The organism is Leptothermofonsia sp. ETS-13 (assembly GCF_049200465.1).
Classification (GTDB): domain Bacteria; phylum Cyanobacteriota; class Cyanobacteriia; order Leptolyngbyales; family Leptolyngbyaceae; genus Leptothermofonsia.
Window position 1 is genome coordinate 4,739,914 of sequence record NZ_CP120836.1, and the last position, 18,790, is coordinate 4,758,703.

Consider the following 18,790-nt stretch of genomic DNA (forward strand, 5'->3'; position numbering starts at 1 on the left):
GGATGTGATATGATGCCGTTTGATCTTGTAGAACTGGCAAAGCAAGGAGATGAACAGGCGATCGCGACTCTGTTGAGTCAGGCTGTGCGCGATCGTAATGTTGCTGTTAAGGTGCACCAGCACGAGGACTGTCTGCATGTTCTTTTGGAGGCGGAACTGGTGCCCAATCAGGTAATGGCTGTTCGTCGTATCCGACAGTGTTTGGTGGAACTGGAGTTTGCGATCGCGTCTGTAGTCAGGATCTATGGACGGCAGCGCGGGGAAACCAAACCTGCATGGACGGTTGCATTTGAGTGTATAAAATTCTCAGCGACCTCTCCAGAGACAGGCCGTGGACCCAGCCAACAATCTGCGCCTGAAGAGTCCGCAACTCCAATGCGACGGACTACGCCTGGAACGACACCCATTTTCAAAATTGGTTCATTTACTTACACCACCGATGATCTGCGGCACCTGTTGCTCAAACTGAATCCGCTGAAAGTAAGTTTTGTCATCATTCTGGCTCTATACGGTCTATTTGGGGCATCAAGCTACACGGTTGAGCGGTTCCTGGAAGGAAGCGACAGCATCATGATGTTTTTGCATGGAGTGAACCTCATCTTCCATGAAGCGGGACATGTGATTTTCTCGTTTTTTGGAAGATTTCTCCATATTTTGGGTGGCTCACTCATGCAAGTATTGGTTCCAGCAGGGATTACGGGCTACTTCCTCTTTCATCGGCAGTTATATGCAGGTGCAGTTACCCTTTGTTGGGTTGCCCAGAATTTATGGGATGTTTCTATCTACATCAAAGATGCCCAAGCACGAGCATTGCCACTGTTGGGTGGAGAAGCTGTGTTACACGACTGGCATTTTCTATTGCTGGATATGAACCTGTTAACGAAAGATCAACTGATCGGCAACCTGGTATTCTGGCTGGGAGTTCTGCTTTACATAGCAGCCATTTTTGCAGGGTTTTACTGTTCCCAGATTGAGATAACAGATGACAGTTTTTCAAAGTAGGGACTAAGAGAAAAGTAGGGACTAAGAGAGTTGTTATGGCAGGTGATATGACCAGTGAAGCCATCACCCATGGGAATACATAGCAATCCATCCTGCTTCGAATTTTGAAGTCCACTTGCTTTGAGGTATAGCGATAGCCACCAGGCTGAAGACGGAGTGCAGGGGGTGGAACCCCTGGTTGGGGGCGAAGCCCCCACTCCCTCTCTAATTCCAATTTCCTAACGCACCTGCGTAGAGCTATAACCTTAGTTTTGGAGGGAAATTGGGTTTCACGACAAATTTTTTGCAGGCCTCTTAGAATGGAATTCATGGGCATCAGATTGGGATGCCTTTTATACTTTGAAAAAGTAAGTTTGAAAAAGTAAGTTGCTCAGTTGCGATCGCCACCCCGGAGAAACCATGCTTGCAACCCCTCTCCTTCTTTCCAGAGAGCTCCCAAACCTTCAGTACACTTCCACTCCCAACCGCTTCGATGAAACCTGGGAGTCTCCCCTATCTACCCTCCTTGGCCTGGGGCGTGCTGCGGGCGCAGATTTCGTTGAGTTCTTTCTAGAACGGGTCAACTACATTAGCTGCCTTGCAGAAGATGACTCCATCACCAGCATTTCTCCTCGCCTATCCACCGGAGCAGGAGTGCGGGTGTTTCGGGGACACGCTGACAGTTACGTCAGCACCAACGATCTGACCTTTTCTGGACTGAAAGCCGCCCTGGAGAAAGGACTTTCCATTTTGGGATTGCAACTTCCAGCCCCCGGCGCCTTTGTTCCCGAAATCAACCTGGAACCTTTGCGTGACTATGCTGTGCTGCGGGGTAAAGAGTCCTGGCTACCCCAATGTAGTTCCATGCGCGAAATGAGCGAAGTTCTGCTGGATGCCAACGCTCGCCTGCAACAAAAAGCCAGCCATGTGCAATCCCGTCGGGCAGTGTATTTCCGTGACTGTCAGGAAGTGATGGTTGCCTCCAGTGATGGCACCTTTGCCAGAGACATTCGCCTCACCCAGTCAGTTGGCTATAGCCTTCTGTGTGCCGATGGTACTCACCGCTCTTCCATTTCTGAGCGGGCAGGTAAGACCGGAGATCCCAATTTTTTACGCAACTGGGACTATGCTTCCACAGCCGAGAGCGTTGCCGAATCTGCGGGTAGAATGTTGTATGCCGACTATGTTGAATCTGGTAGCTATCCGATTGTGATGGCCAATAAGTTTGGTGGCGTCATTTTTCACGAAGCCTGTGGGCACCTGCTGGAAACCACTCAGGTTGAAAAACGCACCACCCCCTTTCTTGATCAGAAAGGCGAGAAGATTGCCCACGAAAACCTGACCGCCTGGGACGAAGGGTTGACCCCCGACGCCTTTGGCACCATCGACATGGATGATGAGGGAATGCCGGTTCAGCGCACATTGCTGATTGAAAAGGGCATCCTGAAAAACTTTCTGGCAGATCGAGCGGGTTCCGTTCGTACCGGGCATCCTCGCACAGGTAGTGGTCGCCGCCAGAACTATACCTATGCTGCCGCCTCGCGGATGCGCAACACTTACATCGCTCCCGGTGAGTATTCGGTTGATGATTTGCTGGCCTCGATTGACAAGGGAATCTATTGCAAGAAGATGGGGGGCGGCAGTGTTGGCCCAACGGGACAGTTCAACTTTTCAGTAGATGAAGCCTATCTGATTGAGAATGGCAAGCTAACCAAACCGCTCAAAGGAGCCACCCTGATTGGGGAAGCCAGGGAAATTATGAACAAAATTTCTATGTGTTCAAATGATCTGGATCTGGCTGCGGGATTCTGTGGTTCCGTTAGCGGCAGCGTTTACGTTACCGTTGGTCAGCCTCATATCAAGGTTGATTCCATTACGGTTGGCGGACGGTAGTGCAGGCTGGCAGAAGTGGCTGCCCAGTTGGGATCGGCTGGGTGGATGAGTGGAGAGGGAGGGGGAGAGGTACTCATCCACGCAATTGGTGTAAAACTTCTGTCACGAAGTAGGAGAAGAACATTAGTTTTTGAAGAAGATTTGAGGGAATTGTTGTGCTAAGTATTCAAGAACTTGCAATTCAGACCAAGGAAATTGCAGACCGTCTGAATATCCAGAAATATGACATCTTTGGTTCAGCAGTCGATGAAACCAGTGTCAAAGTTGATCAGGGTAAGCCAGACCAGGTGAAAGCTTCTCAGCGTTCCAGCGTAACCGTGCGGGTGTGGAACGAGGAGAACACGGTGGGAGTCACTTCTACAACGGATGTTGACCCCAATGGGCTGGAGCTAGCACTAAAGACGGCCTACGAAGCCAGCTTCTTTGGCGTGAAAGAAAACGTTCCCGATTTTAGCCCCGAAGCAACGGCTCCCCTGGCTCAACAAATTAGCGATAAAACCGCTCAGGTGCCCGTTGCAGATTTGCTCGATAAGTTGATTCTGGTTGAAAAGGAAGTCATAGAGGCTCATCCGGCGATCGCCAGCGTTCCCTATAACGGCCTGGCCCAGCGCGACATTGACCATTTCTACCTGAACAGCGATGGTGCCAAGCGCACCGAAGCATACTCTACAGCCTCTATTTACCTCTACAGCAAAACGGAGGAGGAAGGAAAAAAAACTCGTAGTGCTGGGGCATTCCGTATGAGCCGGGGTTTAGAAACATTGGACATTGAAGGCTGCCTGAAAGAAACCATTGACAAAACAATTAGTCACCTGAACTACCAAAAGATTCCGACGGGCAAATACCAGGTTGTCTTTTCACCCGATGCGTTTTTGAGTCTGTTAGGAGCCTTTTCAAACCTGTTCAATGCCCAAAGCATTCTAGACAAACAAAGCCTTTCAACCCCAGAATCACTGGGAACCCAGATTGCATCTCCCCTACTATCAGTTTGTGATGATGCACTCCATCCAGACAACGCGGCGATCACCACCTTTGATGGGGAAGGTACCCCCACCCGTCGAGTGACTTTGATTGAGAACGGAGTGTTGACGAGTTTCCTGCACAGTGCTGGAACCGCCAGGCGATTCAACACCCAACCTACCGGACACGCCAACATTGGAGCCAAAGTCAGCGTCAGCCCTCATTTCTATCACGTCTTTCCAGGCAAACCTGCTGAGCAGACGTACAGCTTGGACAGCGCAGAAAATGTGGTATTGATTGATGACTTGCAGGCACTTCACGCAGGAGTTAAGGCGCTTCAAGGCTCTTTCTCCCTACCATTTGATGGTTGGTTGATTCATCAGGGCAAACGCATCAGTATTGAGTCAGCCACAGTTGCCGGGGATTTTCTGGAGTTACTGAAGTCAATCGTTTATGTGGAGGAAGAGACCCATGTGACTCCCGCTGGCGTATGTCCCTATGTGTGGGTTGAAGCGTTATCGATTACTGGAGAGTGAGGGGAAGAATCTACCTCCCACCTCACTTCCGCCGACTCCTAGCTTCTCATTCCTTCCGCCTATTACCTACCATAACCACCATAACCTTAGAGGCGATTTACTTTACGCTGACATTGAGGGCAGTAATGGGCCGATCGCCCCGCCATTCTCAGTCGCTGAATGACGGCTCCACAGGTGCGGCAAGGTTCCCCATCACGAGCGTAGACCCAGGCTGCCCCACCATAGTTACCATTTACCCCTTCCACACTGCGAAAGGTGCTAAACGTTGTGCCTTTTGCCTCAATACTGGCTTGCAGCACTTGTAGGATATTGGTTCTCAAGCCTTCAATTTTCCTGCGATTCAGGTCAATGCAAAGGGTTTCGGGATGGATGCCGCTCAAGAACAGGGCTTCATCGGCATAAATGTTCCCAATCCCAGCGATGATCGCCTGATCGAGCAGGGCATTTTTAACGGGGCGGCGACGGTGCTTCAGTTGCCTGACCAGGTAAGCAAGGGAAAAATCCTCCGAAAACGGTTCTGGTCCCAGAGTCTGCAATCCACTGATAATGCGCTCAGGGGCTTCACCTGGCGGCACCCACCACATTTGCCCGAAGGTTCGCTGATCCACAAAACGGAGTTCCTGATGACCTGCAAAAAATAGCCGCACTCTGGTATGTTTTTGCACGGGTTCAGACGAATTGAGCCAGAGCAGTTGCCCGGTCATGCGAAGATGAACCCCTAAATAGCCGGAGGACGTTAACTCAGCCAACAAATATTTGCCCCGTCGATGCCACTGAGCGATCGCCGTCCCCTGCAATCCTTCCAAAAATGCTGAAGCCGATGCAGGGCAGGCAATGGTACGATTCAGCAGCACCTCTCCACCCTGAATGGTTTGATGCAGAGTCACTTGATTCAGCCCCCTTCGGACTGTTTCAACTTCAGGCAGTTCGGGCATAGGTATGAGAATGTAGTCTTTTTCAAGGGTGTGAGGTACCGTACCTCATTCAAATGAAAACCGCTATGGGCGATAGGGAGAATAGGAGAGGGTGGAGGGGCAGGGGATGGGTGGGGGAGTGAGGGCGTAGACGGGTGGATGAGTAGATGAGGTGAATGAGTTTTGAGTTTTCACCCCACACCTCACACCTCACTTAACTAACAACCAAAAAAAGGTAAGAACGGGCAGTTAATTACCCATTCTCACCCTTTTTCTTAGGATTCAGATTAGCTAGCAGAGGTCATTACCCTGAGAGTGGCAATTAACCTTCGTTAGGCGGCTCAGGTGTGGAGGCAGGAGCAGCGGCGGCAGCCGGTTTCCTGGACTTAGCTGGTGGCTCAACTTCAACCAATTCGCTTTCTGCAAAGTTGTTAGTGTTTATACCCGATGCGTTGCCGCTGTAACCCGTATAGTTAACCCGGTCAAACCGAACTATCACAGGATACTTAATGCCACTTTTGTCGATGGAGGCAACGGTGCCCACATCTCCATACCAGTAAGACTCTTTACGAGTAACTCGTACTTTAGAACCACGCTGGATTGCCATGTGTTTTCCTTCTGTTCTTAAGCTTCAAGTATTACAGCTTTGATGCTTTTCACTTTACTACGGACGGGAGAGTCATTTACTACGCAGAAAGCGAGTCGAAACAATCTGAAACAAACAGCGACTCTGACACCTACCACCCTGGGTTGGATACAGATTGATCTGTATATTCAAATTGTTCAGTAAATATTGAACTAAGATGTGTTAAGCTGAGGGCATGGGAACATTGACAAACATAAGTATTAATGCTGCAAGGGCTGAGCAAGCGCTCAAGCAAATGCACTTTGTTGAAGATGTTGGGCTTTCGTTTGAGATGGTGGGTCTACCACGTATGGCTGGGCGTATTTTCGGTTGGTTGTTGCTTTCTGATCCGCCGCACCAGTCGCCTGGTGAGTTAGCCAATGTGCTTCAGGCCAGTAAGGGATCGATTAGCACGATGACTCGTCTGTTGATTCAGATTGGTTTGATTGAGCGCATCGGCCTGCCAGGCCAACGGAGAGACTACTTTCGCATTAAGCCCAATGCCTGGACTGAACTGACTAAACAGCGAATGGCTCAAATTACTGCCTTTCGCCAACTGGCAGAGCGTGGACTGGAATTGCTGGAGGGAGAAAATCCGAATCTTTGCGATCGCCTCATAGAAATGCGCGATATGCATGCCTTTCTTGAGCAGGAACTGCCAGCCATGATTCAGCGTTGGGAAGAGCGACGGTTTGCCCATCTGGAGGAAGGCACTAAATAAAAAATTTGTCAGTTTAAAAAGTAAGGATTCATTCGACTTGAGTTGTCACCTGTCCCCATTCGCTTTGAACTTACACTCGCTTTTATGGTTTGAATCCCATGCAACTCCCCTTGATGAAAACTGTAACGAAGAAGACCACGCCCTGGATGCTTGGGCTGGTAGCGGCTGGGTTGGTTGGCGTTTCTGCCACGACGTTTGCGGTTGTTCGTAATACACCTCAACAAGACATCAGCCGCTTTACTGAACCGGTGGCGATGAAGAATGTGACGATGCGGATTACCGCCAGTGGGGATGTAGTACCTGTGAAGCGGCTGAACCTGAACCCCAAAGCTGCCGGTCGGCTTGAGGCGCTTTATGTGGAACAGGGCGATCGCGTTAAGCAGGGTCAAATCATTGCGCGAATGGATAGTAGCGAACTGGTCGCTCAACGAGACCAGGCACAGGCTGAACTGGCGCGGGCAGAGGCCAATCTGGCTATGCTGCGTTCGGGAAGTCGACCTGAAGCGATTGGGCAGGCACGGGCCTCGGTTGAGCAGGCCCAGGCAGAGGTGAAAGCGGCACAAACCCGTCTAGACTTAGCCGGTGAACGGGTTCGCAGAAACCAAATGTTGTCATCCGAGGGGGCAATTTCCCGCGATCGCCTGGATGAAGTTGTGAATGAAGAGCGTAGCGCCCGGGCCAATCTGGAGCAGGCCAAAGCTCGCCTTAATAACGCCCGACAACAGTTGAATCAGCAGCAAAACGGATACCGGGTCGAAGAAATTGAGCAGGCAGCAGCTCAGGTGCAGTCTGCCAGAGCCCGCTTGAAAGAAATCGCCACCAGACTGGATGACACGATTATTCGTGCTCCATTTGACGGCATCATTACCCAAAAGAATGCGACTGAAGGTGATTTTGTCACTCCTACCAGCTTTGCCTCCACCACCTCCTCTGCCACTTCGATCGTGACTCTGGCCAATGATCTGGAGATTTTGGCTAAAGTCCCTGAAGTTGACATTGGGCAGATTAAGCCAGGACAGCCTGTGGAAATTCGAGCCGATGCCTACCCGAAGCAAACGTTTAGGGGAGTGGTTCGCCTGGTTTCACCGGAAGCCAAAGAAGACCCCACTCAGAGGGGCGTGATTACTTTCGAAGTACGGGTCAGCATCACAACGGGCAAAAATGAACTTCGCTCTGGCATGACCACCGACCTGGCATTTCTAGGCGAGCAGTTGAACAGAGCGCTGATGGTGCCCAGTGTGGCGATCGTCACGAATAAGGGAGAGACTGGCGTTCTCATTCCCGATCGCAACAACAAACCCAAATTCCAGCCCGTTACCATTGGTCCCACCATTGGCAACCAGACCCAGATTCTGGAAGGCGTTCAGCCTGGCGACCTGGTATTTGTTGAGCTACCCGAAGGACAAAAGCTGGAAGACATTACAAAGGGTATGGGTAAAGGGGGGTAGCTGATAAGGGGGGAGGATTCAGGATTCAGGAGTCAGGAGTCGGAAGTCAGAAGGGACTGGGGGCCAGGGGTCAGGGATTGGGTATTGGAACTCAAAACTCAGAACTTAAAACTCCTCCACTCCACCCTATCGCCTGTTGCCTGTTGCCTCCATCAAAACCCAAAATTCATAACTATTTCCAACGGCAATGGATATTCTTGATAGTGCAAAAATGGCGGTCAAAACGCTAACTGCAAATAAGCTTCGGAGTGCTTTGACGATGCTTGGCATCATCATTGGCAATGCTTCGGTGATTGCGATGGTGGGTGTTGGGCAGGGGGCGCAACGCCTTGCATCAGAGCAGTTTGAGTCGCTAGGCCCCAATGTGCTGTTTGTGACTCCGGGGGCGCGGGAGGCGCGTAACCGCACATTTGATTTACCCAGAACGCTGGTGCTAGAAGATGCTAAGGCGATCGCCACCCAGGTGCCTTCCATCAAAGAAGTGGCTGCCCAACGTCAGAGCCAGCTTCCAGTGGTTTACCGCAACCTGAACACCAGTTCCCTGGTTGTTGGGACTACACCCGAATTCCTTTCCGTTCGTACCTTTGATATGGCAAAGGGACGGTTTATTAACGATCAGGATGTGGACAAAAATGCTCAGGTAGTTGCTCTCGGATCTGATCTGGCAACCCGTTTCTTCGGCAATCGAGATCCGATTGGGGAACAAATTCGGATTAAGGGCATTCCATTTCAGGTGATCGGAGTGTTGCAAGCAAAGGGAGCCTTTTTTAGGAAATAACCAGGATGATGCAGCCTACATTCCCATTACTACCCATGCCAATCGCCTGACTGGGCGCACTTCTCCCTATGGGCTAGATCTGACCTTTATTTCCATTTCTGCTAAGGACGCTGAAAGCATTCGAGCGGCTGAATTTCAGGTCACAAACCTGTTGCGTTTGCGGCACAAAATTACCGACGAAGATGACTTTACGGTGCAGACCCAGAAGGACATTTTGAATATTGTGGGCACCATTACCGGGGGGTTGACTGCCATGCTAGCCGCGATCGCGGGCATCTCCCTTCTGGTGGGTGGCATCGGCATCATGAACATCATGCTCGTTTCCGTAACGGAGCGCACCGAGGAAATTGGCCTGCGGAAGGCAATTGGCGCTTCTCAGCAGGACATTCTGGTGCAGTTTATGATTGAAGCAGTGATTCTTTCAGCAGCAGGCGGACTACTGGGCACGGTGATTGGAGTCGGAGGCATTGCCGCTGTTGGAGCTTTTACACCATTAAAGGCTGGAATTTCACCCGCTGCGATCGCTCTTGCAGTTAGTGTTTCCGGTGGCATTGGTTTATTCTTTGGTGTCTTCCCTGCCCGTCAGGCCGCCAAACTAGACCCCATCGTAGCCCTCAGAAGCGCGTAACACATCTGGCTGCTGGCTATTGGCTGCTGTTGACTCCTGACCCCCTGTCCCCAACCCCTGTCCCTGACCCCTACTCCCTACCCTCTACCCTGACCCTCTACTCAAACCTCCACCCACCATGCCCAACTCCGTTATCGTTCGGCTTGAAGACATCTATAAAATCTACGGTTCTGGAGAAACTGAGGTAAAAGCTCTCTCAGGCGTCAATCTGACCATTGAGCAGGGTGAATTCTGCGCCATTATGGGTGCCTCCGGTTCTGGTAAGTCCACTATGATGAACATGATTGGCTGCCTGGATCGTCCTACCTCCGGGCGCTACTATCTGGATGGAGTGGAGGTAGCGGCCCTGAGCGATGCAGATCTGGCCCTAATCCGTAACCGCAAAATTGGGTTTGTGTTTCAGCAGTTTCACCTGTTACCCCAACTCAATGCCCTGGAAAATGTCATGCTGCCAATGGTTTACGCTAATGTTCCAGCGGCAGATCGGCGAGAACGGGCAACAGAAGCGCTGAACCGGGTTGGGCTGGGTAACCGGATGCATAACCGCCCCAATCAAATGTCAGGGGGACAACAGCAACGGGTTGCAATTGCGCGGGCGATCGTCAACCGACCCGTTCTGCTTCTTGCGGATGAACCAACTGGAGCATTGGATTCCCGCACTACGGAAGAGGTTCTGAATATCTTTTCAGAACTGAATGACAGTGGCATTACCGTCGTCATGGTGACCCACGAACCAGATGTTGCTCGCCGCACTCGCCGCATCATCTGGTTCAAAGATGGCAGCGTGGTACAACCCTACCTGGCACCGGATGACCTGGCTCACATGATGGCAATGGCTTGATGGGCCCCTGAGTCACTCCTATCAACAATTTCCTATCAACCATTAAAGATGGCTAACGACTGTTGCAAAGCTAAGATTTTTATCCCTGATCCCTGCTGCATATGACTCTGACTGAGCAAGTTCTTTCCCAGGTACCGGGCAATCCCCTGGAAGGGTTGCGACGGCTGGATAAACTCTGGCAATCCTTGCGGGAAGGAACTTTGCCAGTACCTGACGTTGTGCAGGAGAGCAACCAACCGATTGAGGTGGAATGGGACGTGGTGATTTGCGGTGGCACGCTGGGAGTGTTAATTGGGGCAGGGCTGGTACAGCGGGGCTGGCGGGTTGCCCTGATTGAGCGTGGTATTCTGCGCGGACGGGAGCAAGAGTGGAATATTTCTCGCAAAGAGCTTCAGTCGTTTATCCGTTTAGAGTTGCTGACGGAGGAGGAACTGGAGCGGGCGATCGCCACGGAGTACAATCCCGCCCGTGTCAGCTTTTTAGATGGCCCCGAAATTTGGGTAAGGGATATTCTCAACCTTGGTGTTGATCCCGTGTTCCTGTTGGAAACGCTCAAGCAGCGCTTTCTGTCTGAGGGCGGGCACCTGTTTGAGCAGACGCCCTTTGAAGGGGCTGTGATTCATCCCAGTGGGGTTGTTGTCAAAGCGGGTGAACAAGAATTCAAAACCCGTCTGGTTCTGGATGCCATGGGACATTTTTCGGCGATCGTGCAACAGGCGCGGCAGGGCAAAAAGCCAGATGCGGTTTGCCTAGTAGTCGGCAGTTGTGCGACGGGTTTTCCTGAAAATGAAACGGGTGACCTGATTGTCTCCTTCACGCCGTTACAAAACCAATGTCAGTACTTCTGGGAAGCCTTTCCGGCCAGGGACGGCAGAACAACCTATCTGTTCACCTACCTGGACGCCCATCCCGATCGCCCCAGTCTGGAAAATCTGTTTGAAGATTACCTCCGCCTGTTGCCCGGTTATCAAACCGTCTCCCTGGAGCAGCTTCAGTTTAAGCGGGCATTGTTTGGATTTTTTCCCTGCTACCGTCAAAGCCCCCTGAAGCCCCGATGGAACCGAATTTTACCCATTGGAGACAGCAGTGGTAGTCAATCGCCCCTCAGCTTTGGCGGATTTGGGGCGATGGTGCGGCACCTGGAACGGTTGACTGAAGGAATCCACGAAGCTTTGCAGAGCGATGTTTTGAACCGCAACGCCCTGGCACTGCTACAGCCCTATCAGCCCAATCTGGCAGTCACTTGGCTGTTTCAACGGGCTATGAGCGTTCGAGTGGACCAGAAAATTGCTCCCAATCAGATCAATCAATTACTTGCCAGTGTATTTAGGCAGATGGAGCAATTGGGTGATCCAGTATTGAGACCATTTCTGCAAGATGTGGTGCAATTTCCAGCCTTGTTTCAAACCCTGGTCAAAACTTCCCTCGTCCAACCAGGAATGGTGTTCAAAATTATTCCCCAGGTGGGGCTTTCAACCCTACTGGAATGGGTGATGCACTACAGCAATCTGGCCGCCTATACTGGACTTTCTCCCCTGGGGCAGGTGCTAAGGTCCTGGAGCGATCGCCTCTCTCCGGTTCAGAAATATTACATTCGACGCTGGGCAGATGCATGGAAGTACGGAGCCGGAAACGATTACCTAGAATAGGATCAGGTGGGGAATAGGAACTGGGAGGAAAAAGAGAGAAGAAAGAGGAAAGAAGGAAAGAGAAAGGAAAAAGAGGAAAAAAGGGTGTGTCTCACAAATGGTGCTCTCACTCCTCGAAACCCTGATTCCCCTGGATCCCTTTCCATGTTTGATACAGAAAAATTGACAGGCCGGAAAAAGCTACGAGTTAGAAGCCAGAAGTTAGCTCAGTACTCAAAACTCAAAACTCCCCCTCCTCTTCCCCATCCCCCATCCCCCATCCCCCATCACTAACAACCTCTGTTACAGCATTCCACCATCAACCTTCCAGATTTGGCAATTCATGGTGGAAAAAGATTTATAGCTATAGCCACCAGGCTTAGGACAGACGGGGTGCAGGGGGTGGAACCTCTGGCTGGGGGCGGAAGCCCTCACACCCTCTTAAAACCAATGTCCTGAGCAACCTGGCGACAGCTATAATTACCATCCTTGAGTGAAAGAAGGAAAATATGAAAAGAGCTTTATATCTTTATAGCAGAACTCAGCGATCGCGACTTTGATTGGTTAATCAAAACGGGTAAGCGAAAAGAAGTTCCAGCAGGAACCGTTGTGATTCAAGAGGGGCAGCCGATCGATGCCCTCTATATTGTGCTGGAAGGGAAACTGTCAGTTTCAGCTGAAGCGGTTAAAGGAGAGGAAATTGCAGTCCTTTCCAGTGGCGAAATTGTAGGAGAAATGTCGTTTGTGGATGCTCGCCCACCGTCAGCTACGGTTAAAGCGATAGAGCCGACGATACTCTGGGCGATTCCGCGCAATCAACTGCGGGCAAAGTTGCTGCAAGACAATGCCTTTGCAGCCCATTTCTATCAGGCGATCGCGGCTTTTCTGTCTGATCGCTTGCGCGGAACGGTTAGCCGACTTGGTTACAGCCGCTATCGTCAGTTGAATGAGGACGTGACTTCCGAGTTAAACTTGAATCCTGAAATTTCTGCAAGTTTAGAAGTTGCCAAACTGCGGCTCGATTGGCTATTGCAACGGTTGAAAGACCTGGCTGTTAGCCAGTGAATTTTGATCCCGTTTGTTTCAGTAACCATTAGGATTATAAAGGTATTGTTTTGCTGTGCTCTACCCACGCAATGCGTTAAGCCGCAAGCGTTTATAACGTCATGGAATTTTCAGTTGCACGCCAGTTTTTCTATCAAGAAATTCATCAAACCGACGAGCAAATTTGTTTGGAACGGGCAGCGCTTTACCTGGCGATGGAAGAGTATCCAGATCTGGACGTGGAAGCCTATCTAAATGCCCTGGATGTGATGGCAACAGAAGTTGAGGAACGATTGCCAATTGAACCTTATCCCCTCAGAATTTTGCAAACAATTAATCGTTACCTGTACGAAGATCTGGGCTTTAAAGGGAATGCAGACGATTATTACAATCCTTGCAACAGTTTTCTAAACAATGTGATTGATCAACGCACGGGAATTCCGATTACGCTGTCGCTAATTTACCTAGCGATCGCTAAACGGGTTGGCTTTCCGATGGTTGGGATTGGAATGCCGGGGCATTTTTTGATTCGTCCCAATGTGGGAGAGATGGAAATTTTTGTGGATGCCTTCCATCAAGGGGAGATTCTGTTTCCACAAGATTGCATGGATCGGTTGGCTCAACTTTTCGGCCAACCTGTCGAAATTCAGCCAGCTTTTTTGCAAGCGGTCACTCCCCATCAATTTCTGGCAAGAATGCTTTCCAACTTGAAGATCATTTATTTGAACCAGGGGGTTTTCCAAAAGGCTCTGGCTGCCATTGAGCGGATTCTTTTGTTGTTTCCTAGTGCGCCCGTGGAATTGCGCGATCGCGGCATCCTCTACTACCACCTCAACCGATTCGCTGAAGCACGCCAGGATTTGGAGGACTATCTAGACCTCATGCCTGCCGCACCAGATGCCCCAATTATTCGGAATTTAATAGAAAAAATTATGCGAAATTGAGCCAGCTACACCGTTTTCTATTCCCTGCTTCCACTCCTTTACTCCTACTACGACTCTCGTTGATAAATCTCCTCCGCAACTTGCTTCAACCGTCTCAGTTGGGCCTCCATATCTGCTTGAGTCCAGGAAGCAGCAAAGGTGTTAAAGCCAAAACGCACCAGAGGATTCGGAATCTCAAATTCAAATCGATTGAGCAGTCGGGTTCCCCTCAGTTCTGGGTTGCACTCCCAGCGATCGCGCCCTTTAAAGAAACCCGAAAACTCCCAGACAATCAACCCCGGTTCTCGCTCTACCACCACACTTTTCAGGCTGGGCTGCAACAGCGGTACCTGGATAATGAAACGGCTTTCCCCCCCCATATTGGTTGACCATTCACCAACGGGTTCACACCGCAATGCCGGATTGAGCCAACGATGCATTAGAGAACGGTCGATAAGACATCGCTCGACAACCGTCGCGCTGGCATTGATCTGGACAGATTGCTCAAAAACCTTCTGCTCTAGCTTACTCATTGCTTTGTGAACACCCTTTTGTGAACACCCTTATGTGCGATCAAACAAGAATTTCAAGGAGGTTTAGTTCAAAACCGCCTTAAAAACCGCCTCAAAAAAAGTTCAGTTTGATACTAAGAACCTATTGTTACTGTAACGGTGAATTGAGTCAGGAAGGGTGGAGGGGTGAATGAGTTATGAGTTGTCCCAATACTTGCTCTCTAGCCCCTAGCTCCTGCTCCCTGACCTCTAACTCATAGTTCCTGGCTTCTCAAAAAACTTTGCAAAATAGTACTAATGCGCTATTTTAGTACTAATGAACTATATTGATAATTAACCTTAAACAGGAAGGCTTGCTCCATTAGGAGCTTCTAGTCCCTATTCAGGGTAAATTCTAGTTCCTATTCAGAGTAAAGAGGATTGGTGTTAGGTAGTTTCCCCTTCATTTACCTCGTTTGAGATTTCAACTCGATGATTTTCGAGGGTTAAAAGAGATGAATCGTCGTAAATCCCATACAACAGGTGTTAAGTACGTGCTAGCTGGTGGATCGGTGGTGGCTGCCTTTGGCATGCTCGTTGATCCGAGTGGATTGTTGGCCAGCCTATCTCCGGTGGAAGATGTCTGCCAAGAGGTAGTGCAGTCCAGGAGGGTTTTGTCGAGAGAGGAGTTGTCTCGGCTGCTGGCTGTCCCTGAAGGTTCTAGCAAGGAGCAGGTTCGCCAGACCCTGAAGCAACCCTACTGTAAGCTTCAGACCTCAAACCTAATGGCGAGTGGCACAGTTCAACGTGAAGCTTACCCACTGGCTTTTGATCCGCAAACCTGGCTGGTCGTTTCTTATGAAGGGAATCAGTATACCGGGTATTCCTTCAGTTTCCACCACTGATTTGAGTACAGCAGATCGCAGGCGTCCTGCGTTTAACGTCTTCTTTACCATTTCTGGATAAGGTAATGATGGCAAAGGGCGCTTAGTTTATAGCTGAGGGCGATCGCTGGAGACAGGTTACGTGGGCAAAGCCAAAACAATAGCATTGGTAAAAACTCCCCAGTTTTTATTTGTAGCCAGTTTGTTGACCCTGACAGGCTGTGGAAAACCTCTGGATACAGCAAAAATTGCGGAAACAATTCAGGACGATATCATCAAACAGGGAGGGTTGTCCCTCAAAAGCGTCGTCTGTCCCGATGGTGTCAAGCCAGAGTCGGGTCAAACGTTTGAATGTGTTGGCATATTAGATACTGATGGCGGCTTTGCTATTCCAGTTACCCAACAAGACGATCAAGGAACTGTGCGTTGGAGTGTACCTAGCGTCAAGGGTCTTGTTAACGTATCTGAACTTCAAACCAAGATTCAGCAGGAACTGGAAAAAGAACTGGGACCACTAACTATCAATTGTGGTAATAATATTTACCGGGCGGTCAAACCGGGAGAAAGTTTTGAGTGCAAGGTGCTGAAGCGCGGTGCAAAGCCGATAGCAAAATTGACGGAAAAAACAGCTGAAAAATCCCTGCAGACGAACAACCGTCAAACAAAACAAGCTGCTCAAAACCAACAACCAGGAATTATTCTCGTCACCATTGATCCGGCAGGGGGAGTGAATTGGCAGCGAGTCCTTCCAGGTGCAAATCCTAAAGGGGGCTCATTAGCCTCTGGGCAATCAGCTTCAGCTAAGACAAATTCGGCTTCTTCAAAGCCTGGCCAGACTTTGAAGAAGCCTAAGGTAACAACTGAAAACATTCCAGATCCGAACCGTCCCGGTGATGGCGAAGTGTTGGTAGATTAAGGGGGCAGTTTAAGTAACACTATGTCTACGTTGTTCGACATTGTAATTAAGGGTGGCCCTGTCATGATTCCGATCGTGGGGCTGTCTGTTTTGACAATCTCCTGTGCCCTTGAGCGGGGTTTGTTCTGGTTCCAGCTTTTAAGGAGTGAGGCTCGCATCGCTCACGATGTGCTAGAGGCAGCTCGCTATGATTTGGATGAAGCTGCCAGGATCGCTGAAAAAGCCCAGGATCTTCCCATTGGTCGGTATCTGTCGGCCCCTTTAAGGCTCAATCAACCCACTCCTGAAACCTTTCGGCTGGCAATGGAAGCGGCTGGTGATAAGGAATTTGTTGAAATGCGTAAGGGCGACAAATTACTGGAGACGGTGGTCGCTGTTGCACCCCTGTTGGGTCTTTTGGGGACAGTGACGGGACTGATTGCAACCTTTGGTAATTTGAATATTGGCGGCGGCGGTACCAGTGAGCAGGCGACGAAGGCTGCGGGAGGAATTGGTGAAGCTCTAATTACCACGGCGGGTGGAATGATTGTGGCAATTATTGCGTTGTTGTTTTATCGTCTATTTGTCACGCTTCAATCACAACAAGTGAACTACTTTTCAGATGTTGGTAACGAGTTGGAGCTGATTTACCGTCAAACCTGGTATGAACTGAGCGAATCTCAGCAAGGTTATGCAGAAAGGAGATTTCAAGATACCCCTCCAGCATCTGCCAGTAGAAGTAGCTAACGTTTCCTATGCGTGCCAGAAAAAAAGAAAACTACGGCGGAATCCCGGAAATTAACCTCATCCCGATGATGAATGTGATGATGGGAATTCTGGCGTTCTTTGTCATGATTACAGCAATGTTACGCAATTTGCAAGCTGTGGATGTGTCGATCCCGAGCAGCAAGGTGAGTCCTTCCCCTCAGGAGGTTCTGCCAGAACCAATGATTGTGGAACTGGAAGTGGGTGGACGTATCCAGGTTGGCAAGAGCAATTTCACAAAAGATCAGTTGATAGCTGAAATTCAGACTTACCTGGTCAGGAATCCAAAAGGGGTCGTGCTTTTGAAGCCATCTCGTGCCCTGGGATATGAACAGGTGGTTCAAATTTTGGGAGAATTACAAACTGTAGGGGGCGATCGCGTCTCTTTGGCATTAGACGGTTAGTAAATCAACTGATTATCTATGGTTAGAAATCGTCAAAATGAATCACGGGTTCCAGAAGTGAACCTGGTACCAATGATGGACGTGTTGATGACAGTACTGACCTTTTTTATCATCATTTCTATGACCCTGACTGGACAAGAGGCAGCGGTTAAGGTAAACCTCCCCTCGGCCAAACTGGGCGTTAAAGAACAGGAAACCACAGACACGATGATTGTGGGACTGGACAGTCAGGGTCAAATTCTCATCGAAGGGCAACCTGTCAACATTGACCAGATGGCTCAAAAAATAGTCACTTACCTCGATACTCGTCCCAATGGTATTGTCGTGTTAAAAGCCGATCAAAAACTGAGTTACGACAAAGTTGCAAGTATGCTTCAAATTATGCAAGACATCGGCGGAGGAAATGTCTCACTGGCTGTTGATAAGAAATAGTTGATAAGAAATAATGGACAAAGTGGTATTGAATCAAGGCTAGCAGGCAATGTCCATCCTACGATGAAGGCTTTCTGGCCATTGATAAGAAATCAAAAATAATAATCTTTTAATAAACAGGACGCTCCTTCCAGAGCACAATAACAGTACCTTTATTCTCCTTATCTCTGATCAAATTGAAATAGCGCACATATTCACCTTTCTTGATTTCATAAATGGTTCCTCCACCGTACTCTCCCGCTTGTTTTAGTGTGTAGTCCGGGTAGATTAAACCTAGATACTCATAAACCTCCTCTGGTTTTTGCGTGGACAGATATTCCACTCCAACCAGCCCTGGTTTAGGTTCTTTTTTCTCAAAGTTTGTGAAAAAATTAGAGATTTTCTCAGTGGGGATAATGCCTGTCAAGTCTTCATCCTGAGCAATGGGGCGACCATTCAAATCACCGAGTCGTTCAATCAGTTCTCGTGTTTCGGGGTCCAGATCAGGGCGTGAGTTAACCGCCGTGGTGGTAGTGGCTGAATTGGCTGCCGAGACAGAACCAGGGGATGGGGGTGGAGGGGTGGAATCTGCTGTGACAGGCTTAGGGCCCACTCGAACAAGGAAACCGTTGTCTGGGGAACCTGCGGAATCGGCAACAGAATTGTCAGAATCTGAATTGTCAGAATCTGACGATGGAGCGCTGGTGGGTGGTTTGTAGGAGGTGGCAGGGCTTGGGTTAGGGGTTGTTAGGGGAAGAGAACGGGGAGAAGTAACCGTTTTTTGTGGAGGAGCGACTTGTTTCTTCACGGTTGATTTGCGAGCAGACTTGGGGGGAGTTGGCTTGATATCTGGTAGCCGATTATATTGAACGGGTTGTTCCGTCACTTCTGGCAGTTGCTTTTGCCTACTACCAAGTGGTATGGCTAGAAAAATAGCATGTAAGCCAACGGCAAGGATCAGCATAGGGTGCCACAAAGTTCGCAAAACAGAGGGCAGATTTTTGGTTGCAGCAGACATGG

20 protein-coding genes are annotated in these 18,790 nt (G+C 49.7%); 16 read left to right on the forward strand and 4 right to left on the reverse strand.

The window, feature by feature from the left end; genetic code table 11:
* Window positions 1-9 precede the first annotated feature (9 nt).
* The 3 genes from P4D80_RS21595 (at window position 10) to P4D80_RS21605 (ending at window position 4,370) form a co-directional block, all read left to right on the forward strand.
* Window positions 10-1,002, forward strand: coding sequence for a hypothetical protein (locus P4D80_RS21595; RefSeq protein WP_421656088.1), 993 nt, complete (start codon window positions 10-12; stop codon window positions 1,000-1,002).
* Window positions 1,003-1,401: 399 nt separating this feature from the next.
* A complete protein-coding gene (locus P4D80_RS21600) occupies window positions 1,402-2,874 on the forward strand; it encodes a TldD/PmbA family protein (protein ID WP_421656089.1) in 1,473 nt (490 codons plus the stop codon).
* A 155-nt stretch (window positions 2,875-3,029) separates the two neighbouring features.
* The gene (locus P4D80_RS21605) at window positions 3,030-4,370 is read left to right on the forward strand and encodes a TldD/PmbA family protein (RefSeq protein WP_421656090.1); all 1,341 of its coding nucleotides are present in this window, start codon (window positions 3,030-3,032) and stop codon (window positions 4,368-4,370) included.
* Between the two features lie 86 nt (window positions 4,371-4,456).
* Here the strand turns inward: P4D80_RS21605 and P4D80_RS21610 are convergent, their stop codons facing one another.
* Both P4D80_RS21610 and P4D80_RS21615 read right to left on the reverse strand, forming a co-directional pair.
* The gene (locus P4D80_RS21610) at window positions 4,457-5,305 is read right to left on the reverse strand and encodes a DNA-formamidopyrimidine glycosylase (protein ID WP_421656091.1); all 849 of its coding nucleotides are present in this window, start codon (window positions 5,303-5,305) and stop codon (window positions 4,457-4,459) included.
* Window positions 5,306-5,606: 301 nt separating this feature from the next.
* Complete coding sequence (locus P4D80_RS21615) at window positions 5,607-5,891, reverse strand: photosystem I reaction center subunit IV (RefSeq protein ID WP_421656092.1); 285 nt, start codon at window positions 5,889-5,891, stop codon at window positions 5,607-5,609.
* 214 nt (window positions 5,892-6,105) lie between these two features.
* Between P4D80_RS21615 and P4D80_RS21620 the strand changes: the two genes are divergently transcribed.
* The 8 genes from P4D80_RS21620 (at window position 6,106) to P4D80_RS21655 (ending at window position 13,941) form a co-directional block, all read left to right on the forward strand.
* Complete coding sequence (locus P4D80_RS21620; protein ID WP_421656093.1) at window positions 6,106-6,630, forward strand: GbsR/MarR family transcriptional regulator; 525 nt, start codon at window positions 6,106-6,108, stop codon at window positions 6,628-6,630.
* A 98-nt stretch (window positions 6,631-6,728) separates the two neighbouring features.
* Complete coding sequence (locus tag P4D80_RS21625; protein ID WP_421656094.1) at window positions 6,729-8,078, forward strand: HlyD family secretion protein; 1,350 nt, start codon at window positions 6,729-6,731, stop codon at window positions 8,076-8,078.
* Between the two features lie 187 nt (window positions 8,079-8,265).
* The gene (locus tag P4D80_RS21630) at window positions 8,266-8,856 is read left to right on the forward strand and encodes an ABC transporter permease (RefSeq protein WP_421656095.1); all 591 of its coding nucleotides are present in this window, start codon (window positions 8,266-8,268) and stop codon (window positions 8,854-8,856) included.
* A 151-nt stretch (window positions 8,857-9,007) separates the two neighbouring features.
* Window positions 9,008-9,484, forward strand: coding sequence for an ABC transporter permease (locus tag P4D80_RS21635; RefSeq protein ID WP_421656096.1), 477 nt, complete (start codon window positions 9,008-9,010; stop codon window positions 9,482-9,484).
* A gap of 118 nt (window positions 9,485-9,602) precedes the next feature.
* Window positions 9,603-10,325, forward strand: a complete 723-nt coding sequence (locus P4D80_RS21640; protein WP_421656097.1) for an ABC transporter ATP-binding protein — start codon at window positions 9,603-9,605, stop codon at window positions 10,323-10,325.
* 101 nt (window positions 10,326-10,426) lie between these two features.
* On the forward strand, window positions 10,427-11,974 hold the full coding sequence (locus P4D80_RS21645; RefSeq protein WP_421656098.1) for an FAD-dependent oxidoreductase: 1,548 nt from the start codon (window positions 10,427-10,429) through the stop codon (window positions 11,972-11,974).
* A gap of 546 nt (window positions 11,975-12,520) precedes the next feature.
* Window positions 12,521-13,018: a cyclic nucleotide-binding domain-containing protein gene (locus P4D80_RS21650; protein WP_421659580.1), complete on the forward strand. Its 498-nt coding sequence runs from the start codon at window positions 12,521-12,523 to the stop codon at window positions 13,016-13,018.
* Window positions 13,019-13,119: 101 nt separating this feature from the next.
* Window positions 13,120-13,941, forward strand: a complete 822-nt coding sequence (locus P4D80_RS21655) for a SirB1 family protein (RefSeq protein ID WP_421656099.1) — start codon at window positions 13,120-13,122, stop codon at window positions 13,939-13,941.
* 47 nt (window positions 13,942-13,988) lie between these two features.
* Here P4D80_RS21655 and P4D80_RS21660 read toward each other — a convergent pair whose 3' ends face one another.
* Window positions 13,989-14,453 (reverse strand): SRPBCC family protein, encoded by a 465-nt coding sequence (locus P4D80_RS21660; RefSeq protein WP_421656100.1) that lies wholly within the window; start codon window positions 14,451-14,453, stop codon window positions 13,989-13,991.
* Window positions 14,454-14,926: 473 nt separating this feature from the next.
* On the opposite strand from P4D80_RS21660, the gene P4D80_RS21665 reads away from it, so the two are divergent.
* From P4D80_RS21665 to P4D80_RS21685, 5 genes are all read left to right on the forward strand, one after another.
* Window positions 14,927-15,316 carry a hypothetical protein gene (locus tag P4D80_RS21665; RefSeq protein ID WP_421656101.1) on the forward strand — a complete coding sequence of 130 codons (390 nt, stop codon included), beginning with the start codon at window positions 14,927-14,929 and terminating at the stop codon, window positions 15,314-15,316.
* Window positions 15,317-15,437: 121 nt separating this feature from the next.
* Window positions 15,438-16,211, forward strand: a complete 774-nt coding sequence (locus tag P4D80_RS21670) for a DUF4333 domain-containing protein (protein WP_421656102.1) — start codon at window positions 15,438-15,440, stop codon at window positions 16,209-16,211.
* Window positions 16,212-16,232: 21 nt separating this feature from the next.
* Window positions 16,233-16,937, forward strand: a complete 705-nt coding sequence (locus P4D80_RS21675) for a MotA/TolQ/ExbB proton channel family protein (protein WP_421656103.1) — start codon at window positions 16,233-16,235, stop codon at window positions 16,935-16,937.
* Between the two features lie 8 nt (window positions 16,938-16,945).
* The gene (locus P4D80_RS21680; protein ID WP_421656104.1) at window positions 16,946-17,359 is read left to right on the forward strand and encodes an ExbD/TolR family protein; all 414 of its coding nucleotides are present in this window, start codon (window positions 16,946-16,948) and stop codon (window positions 17,357-17,359) included.
* Between the two features lie 18 nt (window positions 17,360-17,377).
* On the forward strand, window positions 17,378-17,791 hold the full coding sequence (locus P4D80_RS21685; RefSeq protein WP_421656105.1) for an ExbD/TolR family protein: 414 nt from the start codon (window positions 17,378-17,380) through the stop codon (window positions 17,789-17,791).
* Between the two features lie 109 nt (window positions 17,792-17,900).
* On the opposite strand, the gene P4D80_RS21690 is transcribed toward P4D80_RS21685, so the two are convergent.
* Window positions 17,901-18,788, reverse strand: coding sequence for a hypothetical protein (locus P4D80_RS21690; RefSeq protein WP_421656106.1), 888 nt, complete (start codon window positions 18,786-18,788; stop codon window positions 17,901-17,903).
* Between the last annotated feature and the right edge of the window lie 2 nt (window positions 18,789-18,790).